At 67.4% G+C, this 14,345-nt stretch carries 12 protein-coding genes and 1 tRNA gene; 7 read left to right on the top strand and 6 right to left on the bottom strand.

Annotated elements, in window-relative coordinates:
- Positions 1-17 precede the first annotated feature (17 nt).
- The 5 genes from MRBLWO12_RS10335 to MRBLWO12_RS10315 all read left to right on the top strand — a co-directional run bounded on the left by MRBLWO12_RS10335 (position 18) and on the right by MRBLWO12_RS10315 (position 5,666).
- Positions 18-1,088: an aspartate-semialdehyde dehydrogenase gene (locus tag MRBLWO12_RS10335; protein ID WP_363555167.1), complete on the top strand. Its 1,071-nt coding sequence runs from the start codon at positions 18-20 to the stop codon at positions 1,086-1,088.
- A gap of 219 nt (positions 1,089-1,307) precedes the next feature.
- Entirely contained in the window at positions 1,308-2,735 is a 1,428-nt protein-coding gene (gene mqo, locus MRBLWO12_RS10330) for a malate dehydrogenase (quinone) (protein ID WP_414685516.1), read from the top strand.
- A gap of 6 nt (positions 2,736-2,741) precedes the next feature.
- Complete coding sequence (locus MRBLWO12_RS10325) at positions 2,742-3,395, top strand: thymidine kinase (protein WP_363555163.1); 654 nt, start codon at positions 2,742-2,744, stop codon at positions 3,393-3,395.
- A gap of 221 nt (positions 3,396-3,616) precedes the next feature.
- The gene (locus tag MRBLWO12_RS10320) at positions 3,617-4,339 is read left to right on the top strand and encodes a FadR/GntR family transcriptional regulator (protein WP_363555161.1); all 723 of its coding nucleotides are present in this window, start codon (positions 3,617-3,619) and stop codon (positions 4,337-4,339) included.
- A 67-nt stretch (positions 4,340-4,406) separates the two neighbouring features.
- On the top strand, positions 4,407-5,666 hold the full coding sequence (locus MRBLWO12_RS10315) for an alpha-hydroxy acid oxidase (RefSeq protein WP_363555159.1): 1,260 nt from the start codon (positions 4,407-4,409) through the stop codon (positions 5,664-5,666).
- Between the two features lie 39 nt (positions 5,667-5,705).
- On the opposite strand, the gene MRBLWO12_RS10310 is transcribed toward MRBLWO12_RS10315, so the two are convergent.
- The 5 genes from MRBLWO12_RS10310 to MRBLWO12_RS10290 all read right to left on the bottom strand — a co-directional run bounded on the left by MRBLWO12_RS10310 (position 5,706) and on the right by MRBLWO12_RS10290 (position 11,172).
- Positions 5,706-6,548 carry a DUF1295 domain-containing protein gene (locus MRBLWO12_RS10310; protein WP_363555157.1) on the bottom strand — a complete coding sequence of 281 codons (843 nt, stop codon included), beginning with the start codon at positions 6,546-6,548 and terminating at the stop codon, positions 5,706-5,708.
- 38 nt (positions 6,549-6,586) lie between these two features.
- Positions 6,587-7,342: an HAD-IIB family hydrolase gene (locus tag MRBLWO12_RS10305; RefSeq protein WP_363555155.1), complete on the bottom strand. Its 756-nt coding sequence runs from the start codon at positions 7,340-7,342 to the stop codon at positions 6,587-6,589.
- Between the two features lie 194 nt (positions 7,343-7,536).
- Positions 7,537-7,613: transfer RNA gene (locus tag MRBLWO12_RS10300), tRNA-Pro, on the bottom strand.
- A gap of 56 nt (positions 7,614-7,669) precedes the next feature.
- Positions 7,670-8,611 carry a metallophosphoesterase gene (locus tag MRBLWO12_RS10295; RefSeq protein WP_363555153.1) on the bottom strand — a complete coding sequence of 314 codons (942 nt, stop codon included), beginning with the start codon at positions 8,609-8,611 and terminating at the stop codon, positions 7,670-7,672.
- The gene (locus tag MRBLWO12_RS10290; protein ID WP_363555151.1) at positions 8,605-11,172 is read right to left on the bottom strand and encodes a transglycosylase domain-containing protein; all 2,568 of its coding nucleotides are present in this window, start codon (positions 11,170-11,172) and stop codon (positions 8,605-8,607) included. The genes MRBLWO12_RS10295 and MRBLWO12_RS10290 overlap by 7 nt, the downstream gene beginning before the upstream one ends.
- 88 nt (positions 11,173-11,260) lie before the next feature.
- Between MRBLWO12_RS10290 and MRBLWO12_RS10285 the strand changes: the two genes are divergently transcribed.
- Together MRBLWO12_RS10285 and MRBLWO12_RS10280 are read left to right on the top strand one after the other, a co-directional pair.
- Positions 11,261-11,485, top strand: coding sequence for a hypothetical protein (locus MRBLWO12_RS10285; RefSeq protein WP_363555149.1), 225 nt, complete (start codon positions 11,261-11,263; stop codon positions 11,483-11,485).
- Positions 11,482-11,940 (top strand): RidA family protein, encoded by a 459-nt coding sequence (locus MRBLWO12_RS10280; RefSeq protein WP_363555147.1) that lies wholly within the window; start codon positions 11,482-11,484, stop codon positions 11,938-11,940. Before MRBLWO12_RS10285 ends, MRBLWO12_RS10280 begins: the two co-directional genes overlap by 4 nt.
- Before the next feature lie 65 nt (positions 11,941-12,005).
- Here the strand turns inward: MRBLWO12_RS10280 and acs are convergent, their stop codons facing one another.
- A complete protein-coding gene (gene acs / locus MRBLWO12_RS10275) occupies positions 12,006-13,973 on the bottom strand; it encodes an acetate--CoA ligase (protein ID WP_363555145.1) in 1,968 nt (655 codons plus the stop codon).
- Between the last annotated feature and the right edge of the window lie 372 nt (positions 13,974-14,345).

The raw sequence follows: 14,345 nt of genomic DNA, 5'->3' as shown, positions 1-14,345 counted from the left end.
CGACGCCAAGGAACCTCATGACCCGCATCTCCGACTCAGGACTCTCCGTCGCCATCGTTGGCGCCACCGGCCAGGTGGGCACCGTGATGCGCGAGATTCTCGCAGAGAGGGCGTTCCCGATCCGGGAGCTGCGCCTGTTCTCCTCGTCGCGTTCCGCGGGCACGGCGATCGAGTTCGGGGGAGCGACGGTCATCGTCGAAGACGTCGAGACGGCGGATGCCGCGGGCATCGACATCGCCCTGTTCTCGGCCGGAGCCACCGCGAGCCGGGCCTACGCGCCCCGTTTCGCGGCGGCCGGCGCGATCGTCGTCGACAACTCCAGCGCCTGGCGCAACGACCCCGAGGTTCCGCTCGTGGTCAGCGAGGTCAACCCGCACGCGATCGACGATCGCCCCAAGGGCATCATCGCGAACCCGAACTGCACCACCATGGCGGCGATGCCGGTGCTCAAGGTGCTGGATGCCGAAGCCGGACTCGAGCGTCTGATCGTGTCGACCTACCAGGCCGTCTCCGGCTCCGGCCTCGCCGGTGCCCAGGAGCTCCTGGGGCAGGTCGAGGGCGTCCTCGCCCAGGGCGACACGCTGCGCCTGGTGCACGACGGCTCGTCCGTCGACTTCCCGCAGCCGGAGAAGTACATCGCGCCGATCGCGTTCGACGTGATCCCGTTCGCCGGCAACCTCGTCGACGACGGACAGAACGAGACCGATGAGGAGAAGAAGCTCCGCAACGAGAGCCGCAAGATCCTCGAGCTGCCCGAACTGCGCGTGGCCGGCACCTGCGTGCGCGTCCCGGTCTTCACCGGGCACTCGCTGTCGATCAACGTCGAGTTCGCTCGCGACATCACCCCCGAGCGGGCGCGCGAGGTTCTCTCGGTCGCTCCCGGTGTCGTCGTCGAAGAGGTTCCCACCCCGCTGTACGCCGCTGGCAAGGACCCCAGCTACGTGGGTCGCATCCGCGCGGACCAGTCCGCCCCTGAGGGCAAGGGTCTCGTGCTGTTCATCAGCAACGACAACCTGCGCAAGGGCGCAGCACTGAACGCCGTGCAGATCGCCGAGGTCCTCGCGGAGCGCCTGGGCGTCTCCGTCTGATCTGGGAACGGCCGCACCTTCTGCGGCCGTTCCCACTTTCTGCGGCCGTGATCGGGCGATCGGGCCGCAGAACTGTGCTCTGGCCGCAGAACTGTGCTCTGGATGCGGTGGCTCGGAGGCCCGTCACGAACCCCGCGGATGGTCCGGGGCGCCGCGCCTCCGAACTAGACTGTTCTGGTGACCGAAACCGTCGATGTCGTCCTGATCGGTGGTGGCATCATGAGCGCCACCCTGGGTACTCTGCTGCATGAATTGCAGCCGGAGTGGAAGATCGTCGCCTTCGAGCGACTCTCGGAGGTGGCTCAGGAGAGTTCCAACCCCTGGAACAACGCCGGAACGGGCCACGCCGCACTCTGCGAGCTGAACTACATGCCGCAGGGCGACGGTCCGCTGGACCCGGCCAAGGCCGTCTCGATCAACGAGCAGTTCCAGCAGAGCCGTCAGTTCTGGTCTTCCCTCGTCGACCGCGGTGTGCTCGACGCGCCCTCGACGTTCATCAACGCGACGCCGCACATGACGTTCGTGCGCGGCGAGAAGGATGTCGCGTACCTCAAGGCCCGCTATGAGGTGCTCAAGAAGCAGCCGTTGTTCGCCGGCATCGAGTACAGCGAGGACTCCCGCGTCATCAACAAGTGGGCGCCGCTGCTCATGCAGCAGCGCCGCAAGGGCGAACCCTTCGCCGCGACGCGCGTGCCCGCGGGCACCGACGTCGACTTCGGGGCGCTCACGCATCAGCTCTTCGACCACCTCACCGACTCGGGCGTGACGCTGCGAACGAACCACGAGGTGCGCTCTCTGAAGAAGCAGAAGGACGGCACCTGGCTGGTCAAGTACCGTAACCGCATCGGCCACACGCCCAACGAGATCAAGGCGCGCTTCGTCTTCGTCGGCGCGGGTGGCTGGGCGCTCAAGCTGCTCCAGAACGCCGGAATCCCCGAGATCAAGGGGTACGGCGTCTTCCCGATCGGCGGCCAGTTCCTCAAGACGACGAACCCGCAGGTCGTCGCGCAGCACAAGGCGAAGGTCTACTCGCAGGCATCCGTCGGCGCTCCGCCCATGTCGGTGCCGCACCTCGACACGCGTGTGGTCGACGGCGAGGCTTCGCTCATGTTCGGCCCGTTCGCGACGTTCAGCCCCAAGTTCCTGAAGAACGGTTCGATGCTCGACATCGTCTCGCAGGTGCGCACGCACAATCTGCTGCCCATGTTGCAGGTGGCCGTCAAGAATCCCGACCTGATCACGTACCTGGTCGGCGAGCTGCTGAAGAACCACGCGAAGAAGGTCGACAGCCTGCGCACCTTCATGCCCACCGCGAAGGATGAGGACTGGACCCTCATCGATGCCGGTCAGCGCGCGCAGGTGATGAAGAAGGATCCGAAGAAGGGCGGCGTGCTGCAGTTCGGTACCGAGGTCGTCGCCGCGTCAGACGGCTCGATCGCTGGACTGCTGGGCGCATCGCCCGGAGCATCCACGGCTGTCCCGATCATGCTGAGCCTGCTCAAGTCCTGCTTCCCGGAGGAGTACCCCGGCTGGGAGTCGGAGCTGCGCGCGCTGATCCCCACGTTCGGCGAGCAGCTGAACACGAACGCCGCGCTCGCGGAGGAGTCGACGGCGGCGACCGCCGCCACCCTCGGCATCAACGTCTGAGAGACCGTGGCCAAGCTCTACTTCCGCTACGGCGCGATGAACTCGGGCAAGTCCACCGCACTGCTCCAGGCCGCCTACAACTACGAGGAGCGCGGGCAGCATGTGCTGCTCGCGAAGCCCGCGATCGACACCAAGGGTGCGGGGGAGATCGCGAGCCGCCTCGGTGTCACTCGTGCGGTCGACTTCCTGATCGCGCCGGAGGACGATGCCCGCGAACTGTTCGCGCGCAACCGAGAGCGTGCACGGCGCTCTGCGGAAGACGAGCTCCTGCCCAGTGGGCCGGTCGACGTGGCCTGTCTGCTCATCGACGAGGCGCAGTTCCTCACCCCCGAGCAGGTGGATGACCTGTTCCGTATCGCGGTCGAAGACGGCATCCCGGTGATGGCGTACGGCATCCGCAACGACTTCCGCACGCACGCCTTCCCCGGGTCGGCCCGCCTTCTCGCGATCGCGCATTCCCTGGAGGAGCTCAAGACGATCTGCCGCTGTGGTCGCAAGGCGGTCTTCAACGGCCGGGTGGTCGGCGGGCGGTTCGTCTTCGACGGCGACCAGGTCGCGATCGACGAGGGGGCCGACGGCTCCGCGGCTCCCGAGCTGACGACCTACGAGTCGCTCTGCGGCACCTGCTACCTCCAGGAGTCCGGCGGACGCCTGGGCTGAGCCCGCCGCCCGCTGCCCTCTCCGGTAGCTCGTTCGATCAGCCGGTGTCGCCCCGCGCACGTGCACAACTCAGGAAGATGTTCGGCCCGCACGGAGAAAACGACGCCCGCGCGCCGTTTTCTCGTGTTCTTCCTGAGCTGCGTCCGCGGTGGAGAAACGCACGCCCTGTTTGCGTGGTCAGACCACACGCGATACTCTGTGGTCTGACCACAGGAGGCGAGATGGCGGAGCAGCCGGCGCGTGCATGGCGACTCGTTCTCGAGCGCATCGAGAGCGACCTTCTCGACGGCCGTCTCGGCCCGGGGGACCGCCTGGCCTCGGAACGCGACCTCGCCACCGAACTCGGCTTAGGGCGATCGAGCGTCCGCGAGGCGTTCCGGGTGCTCGAGGTCATGGGACTGATCCGCACCGCCACCGGCTCAGGGCCGCAGTCGGGTGCGATCGTGATCGCGACGCCCACCGGCGGGATGTCGGCGCTGCTGCGCCTTCAGGTCGCCGCGCAGGGCTTCCCGCTGCACGATGTGGTCGAGACCCGCCTCGTGCTGGAGGATGCCGTGGTCGCCGCACTGGCCGCCGCCGACGAGCGTGACACGACGCGTGCGCATCAGCTGCTCGCGGCAATGGAGGAGCCCGACCTGACACCGGGGGAGTTCCTGGCCCTCGATGCGCAACTGCACCTCTCGCTCGCCGAGTCCAGCGGCAACACGGTGATCGCGGCGATGATGGCGGGGCTGCGTTCCTCGATCGAGTCCTACGTGCAGGCCGGTGCCGCCTCGATCCCGGACTGGACGGCCATGGCATCCCACCTGCGCGCCGAGCATCATGCGCTCGTCGCCGCCATCGATGCGGGTGACGGTGACGCGGCACGTGCTCTCGTGCGCACCCACATCACCGGCTACTACGAGAAAGCACTCGGCCCGCGCCGTTCGCCGGCGGCACCCTGATCCATCCGAACACCCCCTGAGCCTGCCTCGGGGCCCGATATCGCGAACCACGACTGAGAGGAACACCATGGTCCAGCGCCAGGTTCCCAATCCCGCAGAACTCCTCGATCTGATGAAGTTCAAGAAGCCCGAGCTGAACGGACGCAAACGTCGTCTGGACGGTGCCCTCACGATCGACGACCTCCGCACGATCGCGAAGCGCCGTACGCCCAAGGCCGCGTTCGACTACACGGATGGCGCGGCCGAGGGCGAGCTCTCGTTGACACGCGCTCGCCAGGCGTTCCAGGACGTGGAGTTCCACCCCGGCATCCTCCGCCCCGCGCCCGATGTCGACACCAGCGTCGACATCCTCGGCGGTCCGTCGGCCCTGCCGTTCGGTATCGCACCGACCGGTTTCACGCGGCTGATGCAGACCGAGGGTGAGGTCGCCGGAGCAGGCGCCGCCGCAGCCGCGGGCATCCCCTTCACCCTCTCCACGCTCGGCACCACCTCGATCGAGGGCGTCAAGGCGGCCAACCCCACCGGGCGCAACTGGTTCCAGCTGTACGTGATGCGCGACCGAGAGATCTCGTACGAGCTCACGCGTCGCGCCGCCGCGGCCGGATTCGACACGTTGCAGTTCACGGTCGACACCCCGGTCGCCGGCGCCCGCCTGCGCGACAAGCGCAACGGCTTCAGCATCCCGCCGCAGCTGACGCTGGGAACCATCATCAACGCGATCCCGCGTCCGTGGTGGTGGTTCGACTTCCTCACCACTCCCAAGCTCGAGTTCGCCTCGCTCAGCACCACCGGTGGTACGGTCGGCGAGTTGCTGGATGCGGCGATGGATCCGACCATCAGCTATGACGACCTTGCCGTCATCCGCGACATCTGGCCCGGGAAGCTCATCATCAAGGGCGTGCAGAACGTCGAGGACTCAGTCCGCCTGCGGGATGCCGGCGTCGACGGCATCGTCCTGTCCAACCACGGCGGTCGTCAGCTCGACCGTGCGCCGATCCCCTTCCACCTGCTGCCCGAGGTGCGGCAGGCTGTCGGGGACGACTTCACCGTGATGATCGACACCGGCATCATGAACGGTGCCGACATCGTGGCCGCTGTCGCGCTCGGCGCCGACTTCACTCTCATCGGCCGCGCCTACCTCTACGGCCTGATGGCCGGTGGACGACAGGGCGTGGATCGCACCATCGCCATCCTGCGCAGCGAGATCGAGCGCACGATGCGACTGCTCGGCGTGGCGTCGCTCGCCGAGCTCGAGCCCTCGCACGTGACGCAGCTCACGCGTCTGGTGCCGGTCTCGCGCGCCGCCACCAAGGTGGACGCCCGCTGAACCTCTCCCGTACCGCCCGTGCGGCTGCTCCGACCGGTCTCAGGGCTGCGGAGCGGTCGCGCGGGCGCGCGGAGGCCACGGGATGAGCATCGACGTGGTGCTCCGGTAGTCGGCGTAGGCGGGATACTTCGACGCCGTGATCGATTCCGTGAAGATCGTCGAGCCGATGAACAGTCCGGTCAGCAGCACTGCGCCAACGATGCTCGAGTTCAGCACGCCCCCGACCACACCGCCGCCCGACACGACGGCCGCGGTCGCCCCGATCGCGTAGAACGCCCACCACTGCGCCTGCTCGAAGAAGAAGTTGGGGTGGCGGCTGAAGCGGAACAGTCCCGTGGTCGCGAAACCGGGGGAGAGTGTGCCGCCCGCGCGCTTCTTGCGCTGATGGAAGGCCCACTGCTGTTGGTCGGCCACGGTCTCTCCCGCCAGGAATGCCACGAACGCGAGTGCGAACACGACATCCCACGCCGTCAGGTTGGACGGATGCTGCGCGGCGACGGAGGCCGGCAGGGTGATGAGCACGAGCAGAGTCATCTGGTAGCCGATGATGAAGAGCACGTTGAAGATCTGGAACTGCCACGGCCGCATCCGCGCCCGCAGGATCGCCCACCGATAGTCCTCCACACCGGAGTATCCGCCCTTGCGCGCGAAGTTGAACGTCAGACGCGCGCCCCAGGCGGTGGCGAGGACGCCCATCAGCACGACCCGGGCCGAGCCGTCGCCGTGGGCGAATGCCCCGACGACGAAGATCCATACGTAGACGACGGGAACGATCGACCACGCACGATCCACCCATGAGGTGTCACGGGTGATCAGCGAGAGCACCCAGCATCCGATGCTGGCGATCGCGGCGACGATGATGACGATCAGCAGGGCATCCATGACGCCATGCTAGGACCCGCGCGCAGCGGAGTCGCGCTTTACAGCGTCTTCAGCAGCGCGTCGAGCTTGTCGGCGGTGTCTTCCCAGCCCTCGACGGCGACGGAGGGTACGCCGATCGCGAGCACGGGGTAGTCGTTGCCACCCTCGTCCAGGCGATCGCCGTAGAACAGCATCGATGTCAGCGGGATGCCGGTGCGCGCGGCGAGCTCTCGCATGCCGAACGCCTTGTCGATCCCCGCCTGGGTGATGTCGATCGAGGTCGATCCGCCGGAGCGGACCTCCAGGCCGGGGAGGCGCGCGGCGACAGCATCGCGCAGCGAGGAGCGCTTGGCCCCGCTGGGGTCCCAGTCGTGTTTCGCGTCGCGGGGCGCGCGCTGCCCGAGCGCCGAGAAGGTGATCTGCGACCCACGGTCCTCGAGGATCTCTCCCCAGGGCTCTGACTCCCAGAGACCCAGGCGCTGCGCTTCCTCGCGCAGCGCGGTCAGCGCAGCCGCCTTCTGGTCGTCGCTGAGGTCGTGCGCGTACACGGGCGCGAACTCGACGCCGTCGTGGCGCAGGTAGCGGGTGCCGCAGGTGGGCAGCAGGTGCAGTCTCGCCAGGTCGGCGGCATCCGCATCGCCCAGCTGGGCGATCACCTGCGTGCGGAACTGCGCCTCGTTGCCCCCGGAGATGATCGCGACATCGACCGACCGCAGCAGTGCCCGCAGCAGAGTCGCGATACGCGGGTCGATCGCGCCCTTGGAGGGGGCGAGGGTGTCATCGAGGTCAAAGGCGACGAGAGCAGGCGTGGTCATGATGCTTCCAGCGTAGGAGATGGATGCTGTGCGACACGTGGAGCGAACAGCTGAGTACAGGCGAGAGCGCACAGCGCCAGCGCCCAGCCGCGCGTGCGGCGCCGAGGAGCGGGGAGCATCGGGCTCATGCCTTCCCTTTCGTGGCGTTCCCGGTACAGAGAAGGCCGCCCCTGAGGGCGGCCTTCCGGTGTCACTGGTCGGGGTGACAGGATTTGAACCTGCGACCTCTTCGTCCCGAACGAAGCGCGCTACCAAGCTGCGCCACACCCCGTTTGCAACCCTCCGAGTCTACAGGGAAAACCTCGCAGCACCGAATCGAGGGGCGGATCAGCTCCGCGCCGTCAGCGTCAGCAGCGTCGCCTCGGGCCGGCACGCGAAGCGCACGGGCGCGTAGATCGAGTGCCCGCACCCGGCGCTGACGTTCAGCGGAACCGTGCGGTCGCCGTGCGACCAGGTGCTCAGACCCTTGGCCTGCTTCAGGGGGATGTCGCAGTTGGCGACGATCGCGCCGAAACCGGGGATGCAGACCTGACCCCCGTGTGTGTGGCCGGCGAAGACGGCATCCGCACCGAGATCCGTGAAGCTGTTCAGTACGCGCTGATACGGCGCGTGAGTGACGCCCAGGACCGAGGTTCCGGCATTCCGTGGACCGAGCGCGGAGATCGCCTCGGGGAGCACCTCCAGCTTGTCCCATTGCCGGTGCGCATCGCTCACGCCGAACAGGTCGAGCGTGTGCCCGGCGACCGTGAGGCGTGCGGCGGCGTTGTTGAGGTCCGTCCAGCCGAGGTCATCCGTGAAGAAACGATCCATCGCGTCCGTGTCGAGGAAGGTGGGCTCGCGGTGTCGCTTCGAGGGCCCGGAGAAGTAGCGCAGCGGGTTGCGCGGCGCAGGGCCGTTGACGTCGTTCGACCCGTGCACGAAGACCCCGGGGATCCCGGCGAACGGCTCGAAGGCGCGACGGATCCCGGCGAGACCGTCCTGGTGACCGAGGTTGTCCCCGGTGTTCACGATCAGATCCGGCTGCAACTGCGCGAGGGATGCCAGCCAGTCCTGCTTGCGGTGCTGCCAGGGCGCCATGTGCGTATCCGACAGGTGCAGCACGCGGAGTGGCGTCGAGCCGGGCGCGAGGGCGGGGGCGGTCACCTCACGCACCGTGAACAGGTACCGCTCGATGCCGATGCCCCAGACGGCGGCCGCGACGCCCGCGGCCCCCACCGCGCCGAGCGCGATGAGGGCCGGGTGAGCGGGCGACCGAGTGGCCGTCAGCACGACACCGAGATCTTGGTGGACCTGTTCGCCGCCGTGTTCGCGGCGGGGCTGGTACCGGTCACTTTCGCGCCGGGGGCACTACAGGCACCTGCGAAGTCGACGGACCCGAAGCCGGCCCCGACCAGCGCGGCTCCGGCCGCGGTCGGATCCTGCCCTGTCACATCAGGGACCGTGGCACCTTGGCCGTTGCTCGGCGAGATCGTGATGGTCGCGCCGCCGGCTGCCTGTCCTGAGGGGTCCTGCGCCACGACGATGTTCGTCGCCTTGTCACTGTCGACCGCGGCGCCAACCGAGACCGAGAAGCCTGCCGCTTCGAGCGTCGACGTCGCCTCGTCCACAGTCATCCCGACCACACTGGGAACCGATGACATCACTTGGCGGACCAGCTTGTCGTCCGGTCGGGGGAAGGCATCTCCGGGGTAGGCGCTGTTCGCGGCCGCCTGCGCCGCTCGCGCGAGGGGATATCGCATCTCATTGAGCAGGTAGCCGGTGTCGGCTCTCTGCCGGTAGATGTTCGCCTGACCATCCCAACGGCCGACCCACACAGCGGTCGCGACCTTGGTGCTCGACTCGATCATCATCGTCGACCAGGTGTCGTGGGTACCGGTCTTGCCGATGACCGGGGTGCCGTCATTGGGGTTTGCCTGATTTCCTGTACCGCCACGGGCCATCACGCCCTGAAGGGCGTATGCCGCCGTTGCGGCGACCTCGGGGCTGATGACGCCCGGCGTGCACGACGACTTCGGCAGCTCGCGGTCGACGCCGTCCGCTCCGACGACACGGTCGATGGCGCGCGGGGTGCAGTACTCGCCGCCGCTCGCCACTGTTGCGTAGGCGTTCGCCATGGCCAAGGGCGAAATGCTCTCGGAACCGATGACGTTGGACGGAACATTGTTGTCAGTGGTCTTGTCGCCGTTGGCGAGCGTGACGCCCATTCGATCCGCGACCTTGTTGATCTCGCAGAGGTCGAGCTTCGAAGCCATCGCGAAGAATCCACTGTTCAGGGACTGCGCGGTGAAGTTCATCACCGTGTTGGTGTAGCCGCCGCCACCACCGAAGTTGCCGATCTCCTTGGTGTTGGCGGTCATCGTTCCGCCACCGCACGATGCCGCAGTGAACTTCATGTTGGTCTGAACCCGGCCGTTGACGACCTCACGTACGGAATGCCCCTTCTCGAGCCAGTCGATCAGCGTGAAGAGCTTGTACGTCGAACCGACCTGGAACCCGCTCGAGTTGCCGTTCTTCTTGTCGCCAGCGAAAACCAGGGATGAGTACGCCTGATCGCCGGTGATGCTCTCGGAGAACACGGTGTTCTGCGTCATGGAGAGGATGCGCCCGGTGCCGACCTCGATCGAGACGCCGGCCGCACCGAAGTTCTTGTTGTCGTAGTTCGTCGGCACGACCTCCGCCATCTTCTCCGCAGCCGGATCCTGGATGCGGTAGTCGAGCGTCGTGTAGATCTTCAGGCCGCCACGGCGGAGCAGTTCGCGCCGCTCGGGGGCCGTGGCGCCGAATGCCTCATCGCTCTCGATGATCGACTTCACGTACTGGCAGAAGTATGCGTTGCGACCGGCCGCTGCGCAGCCCTGAGTGGGCTGCGTGATCGCCGGCACGATATCCGAGGCATCGGCCTCGTCGTACTGCGCCTGGGTGATCTTGCCGTTCGCGAGCATGCGGCCGAGGACGTAGTGACGGCGGTCCTTGGTCTCCGCGTAGCCATCCGCCTCGCTGTTGTGCCCCACGCCGGCCTTGTCCGTGTAGGTGCCCCCGGTCAAGTCGATGCGGTACAGGTTCGGGTTCTGCACGATGCCCGCCAGCGTCGCTGCCTGGGCGACTGTCAGATTGGATGCGGTGGTCGAGAAGTAGTAGCGGGATGCGGCCTCGATGCCGTAGACCGTGCCGCCGAAGTTGGCGATGTTGAGGTAGCCGAGAAGGATGTCGTTCTTCGAGTAGTCCTTCTCGATCTGGATCGCGTAGCGCATCTCCTGCAGCTTGCGTTCGATGCCGTCGGTGCCCTTCGCCTGGGTCGCATTCTCCCAGCAGGCCCGGAGCTCCTCGGAATAGGTCTCCGAGGCCGTGTCGACCTCCTGCTCGCACTCCTGGATCAGCACGTTCTTCACGAACTGCTGGCTGATCGTCGAAGCACCGCGGGATGACGTGCCCTTGAGGTTGTCGATGACGGCGCTGACCGTCGCGCCGAGGTTGACACCTCCGTGGCTGTAGAAGTTCTTGTCCTCGCTTGAGAGGATCGCGTCGTACAGCACCGGGGATACCTGCTCGTACGTCACCGGCACGCGGTTCTGCTCGTAGAACGAGGCGAGTGCGATGGGATTGTCGTCAGGATCCATCGCGTAGATCGTCGACTGCTCCATAGGCGTGATCGGGTTCAGCTTCTCGGGGAGCTTGTCGAACAGCGTGAGGGCCTGGGTTCCGGCGACGCCCGTCATCGCGAGGACGGGGGTGACGCTGGCTGCGACGAGGAGACCGGCGACGGCGCTGAGACCGACGACCCCGAGGAGGCCGCCGAGCACGCCGTTCACCGTGCGATTCTTTTGAGGCATACGCTGATCGTAGGGGAGTTCCCTGAATACCGGCTTTGACGAGCGCACGCCCGATTCGGTGCGGTGACGCCGAATCGATAGGAGTGCCATGACCACGTGGGAGTACGTCACCACGCCGCTGCTGATCCACAACACGGCGGCCATCCTCAACAAGTGGGGCAAGCAGGGCTGGGAGCTCGTGCAGGTCGTCCAGGGACCTGAAGGCGGCCTCGTCGCCTACTTCAAGCGCCCGGTCACGCAGGACGGCTCGAACAACGCGGGCCTCGCTGCGGCGGCCGAAGCCGCGCGCCAGTTCGAAGGGGGTGCGGCATGACCGTCAGTGCTCGCCTTGCCGAGCTCGGTATCGAGCTCCCTGCCGTTGCGGCCCCCGTGGCGGCCTACGTGCCCGCCGTCAGCCACGGAGGTCTGGTCTACACGTCGGGACAGCTCCCCTTCACAGACGGCGCTCTGCCCGTGACCGGCAAGGTCGGCGCGGCCGTGTCCGCCGATGACGCGAAGACGTACGCCCGCACCTGTGCGCTGAACGCTCTCGCGGCAGCGGCAGACATCGCCGGCGGCGTCGACCGCATCGCCGGTGTGCTGCGCCTCGGCGGCTTCGTGGCCTCGGCGCCGGAGTTCTCGGGTCAGCCCGGCGTCATCAACGGCGCCAGCGAAGTGCTCGGTGAGATCTTCGGTGATTCCGGCCGCCACGCTCGCGCGGCGGTCGGCGTCGCGGTCCTTCCGCTGGACAGCCCGGTCGAGGTCGACGTCGTCTTCATCCTGGCCTGACGGCATCCGTTTCACGCAGCGAACGGCCCCTTCCGGCTTCGGAAGGGGCCGTTCGCTGTCTGGATCTACTTCACCTGTGCGGAGATGATGCTCATCACTGCCGTGTCGGCGAGAGTGGTGGTGTCGCCGACCTCGCGACCTTCGGCCACATCGCGCAGCAGGCGCCGCATGATCTTGCCCGAGCGGGTCTTGGGCAGCTCGCCGACGATGTAGACGTCGCGGGGGCGAGCGATCGCACCGATCTGCTCGCCGACCCAGAGACGCAGCAGCTGGGCGAGCCCGGCCGGGTCGTGCGCGGCGAGGTAGCTCTCCTTCACGATCACGAAGGCGACCACCGCCTGACCTGTGGTCTCGTCGGAGGCGCCGACCACCGCGGCCTCGGCCGTCGCCTCGTGCGCGACCAGCGACGACTCGATCTCGGCCGTCGACAGCCGGTGACCCGAGACGTTCATGACATCGTCCACGCGTCCGAGCAGCCAGAGATCGCCGTCCTCATCCAGGCGCGCGCCGTCGCCGGCGAAGTAGTACCCCTGGTCCTCGAACTTCTCCCAGTAGGTCTCCTTGTAGCGTTCCGGGTCGCCCCAGATGCCGCGCAGCATGCTCGGCCACGGCTCGGTGATCACGAGGAGCCCGCCGTTGCCGTTGCCGACCTCGGCTCCCTGCTCGTCGACCACGTCGATCGAGATGCCGGGCAGGGGGACCTGCGCGGATCCGGGCTTGGTCGCCGTCACACCGGGGAGGGCGGAGACCATGATGGCGCCGGTCTCCGTCTGCCACCAGGTGTCGACGATCGGGGCCTTGTTGCCGCCGATCACCTCGCGGTACCACATCCACGCCTCGGGGTTGATGGGCTCGCCCACCGAACCGAGCAGGCGCAGCGACGACAGGTCGAACTTCTGCGGCACCGCGCGGCCGATCTTCATGAACGAGCGGATGGCGGTCGGCGCCGTGTAGAAGATCGAGACCTTGTACTTCTCGATGATCTCCCACCAGCGGCCGGGGTGCGGAGCATCCGGTGTTCCCTCGTAGAGCACCTGGGTCGCGCCGTTCGCGAGCGGACCGTATGCCACGTAGGAGTGGCCGGTCACCCAGCCGATGTCGGCGGTGCACCAGAAGACGTCGGTCTCGGGGTGCAGATCGAACACGTACTTGTGCGAGTATGCGGCCTGGGTGAGATAGCCGCCGGACGTGTGCAGGATGCCCTTGGGCTTCCCGGTCGTGCCCGAGGTGTAGAGGATGTACAGCGGGTTCTCGGACGGGAACGCCTGTGCGGTGTGCTCGGCGGATGCGGCAGGGACGGCCTCATGCCACCACACGTCGCGACCCTCCACCCAGTCGACCTCGTTGCCGCCGCGCTGTACGACCAGCACGTGCTCGACCGTCTGCTGCTCGCCGTCTCCGCGATCGCCGAGAGCCTGGTCGACGGCCGGCTTGAGCGCAGAGACGCGGCCCTTGCGGTAGCCGCCGTCTGCGGTGATGACGACCTTGGCGCCGGCGTCGTCGATGCGGGCGCGCAGGCTGTCGGCGCTGAATCCCCCGAACACGACGGAGTGGATGGCGCCGAGACGGGCCACCGCGAGCATCGAGGCGATGGCCTCGGGGATCATCGGGAGGTAGATCGCGACGCGGTCCCCGTGCCCGACGCCGAGGTCGGTCAGCACGTTCGCGACGCGCTTGACCTCATCGGTCAGTTCGGCGTAGGTGATCGTGCGGGAGTCGCCGGGCTCGCCCTCCCAGTGCAGCGCCACGCGGTCGCCGTTGCCCGCTTCGACATGGCGATCGAGGCAGTTGTACGCCACGTTCAGCTCGCCGTCGTCGAACCACTTCGCGAAGGGCGGCGCCGACCAGTCGAGTACCCGAGTGAAGGGCTTGTGCCAGTGCAGCAGTTCGCGGGACTGCTCTCCCCAGAATGCTTCGCGGTCGGTGGCGGCACGTTCGTACAGCTCCGGCGAGGAGATGGACTGGGCCACGAACTCCTCGGAAGGCGGGAACTTGCGCGTCTCGTCGAGAAGGTGGTCGATCTGGCTGCTCATCAGCAGGCGCTCCTTTGCGTCAGGGCATGGTCGTGAGAGGGCACGATCAAGTCAGGGCGAATCTAGCCCCGCCCTCCGACATCGCATACTGCCGAAAGTAGGTAGTACCGCGGGTTTTGTCAGGACCGTCGCCTTGCGTACACTCGACGACAGCCGAATACTCATTCCGGCCTTGGCGTGCCCCGATTCCCCCGATCGCGGAGCGCCGTGGGCGGCATCTCATTCCCCCCGTGAGGTGCCGCCCTTCTCCGTCTCCGCGGCCGTCGTGATCGGTCGGACGGTGCACTCGCGAACCGTCCTGCACGGAGGGACGGCGGGAGCGGTTCTTCACAGGCCGTGTGATCCCGGCATCCCCGCGGGGGCGCCGGCTCC

Source organism: Microbacterium sp. LWO12-1.2, from assembly GCF_040675875.1.
GTDB lineage: Bacteria > Actinomycetota > Actinomycetes > Actinomycetales > Microbacteriaceae > Microbacterium.
The sequence above is the reverse complement of the archived record's forward strand: the minus strand, read 5'-3'. Positions and strand labels throughout refer to the sequence as shown.

Bases quoted from the DNA above. Each gene is read 5' to 3' on its own strand.
- MRBLWO12_RS10335 (WP_363555167.1), top strand. From the start codon at position 18: ATGACCCGCATCTCCGACTCAGGACTCTCCGTCGCCATCGTTGGCGCC.
- mqo (WP_414685516.1), top strand. From the start codon at position 1,308: ATGAGCGCCACCCTGGGTACTCTGCTGCATGAATTGCAGCCGGAGTGG.
- MRBLWO12_RS10320 (WP_363555161.1), top strand. From the start codon at position 3,617: ATGGCGGAGCAGCCGGCGCGTGCATGGCGACTCGTTCTCGAGCGCATC.
- MRBLWO12_RS10315 (WP_363555159.1), top strand. From the start codon at position 4,407: ATGGTCCAGCGCCAGGTTCCCAATCCCGCAGAACTCCTCGATCTGATG.
- MRBLWO12_RS10310 (WP_363555157.1), bottom strand. From the start codon at position 6,548: ATGGATGCCCTGCTGATCGTCATCATCGTCGCCGCGATCGCCAGCATC.
- MRBLWO12_RS10305 (WP_363555155.1), bottom strand. From the start codon at position 7,342: ATGACCACGCCTGCTCTCGTCGCCTTTGACCTCGATGACACCCTCGCC.
- MRBLWO12_RS10290 (WP_363555151.1), bottom strand. From the start codon at position 11,172: ATGCCTCAAAAGAATCGCACGGTGAACGGCGTGCTCGGCGGCCTCCTC.
- MRBLWO12_RS10285 (WP_363555149.1), top strand. From the start codon at position 11,261: ATGACCACGTGGGAGTACGTCACCACGCCGCTGCTGATCCACAACACG.
- MRBLWO12_RS10280 (WP_363555147.1), top strand. From the start codon at position 11,482: ATGACCGTCAGTGCTCGCCTTGCCGAGCTCGGTATCGAGCTCCCTGCC.
- acs (WP_363555145.1), bottom strand. From the start codon at position 13,973: ATGAGCAGCCAGATCGACCACCTTCTCGACGAGACGCGCAAGTTCCCG.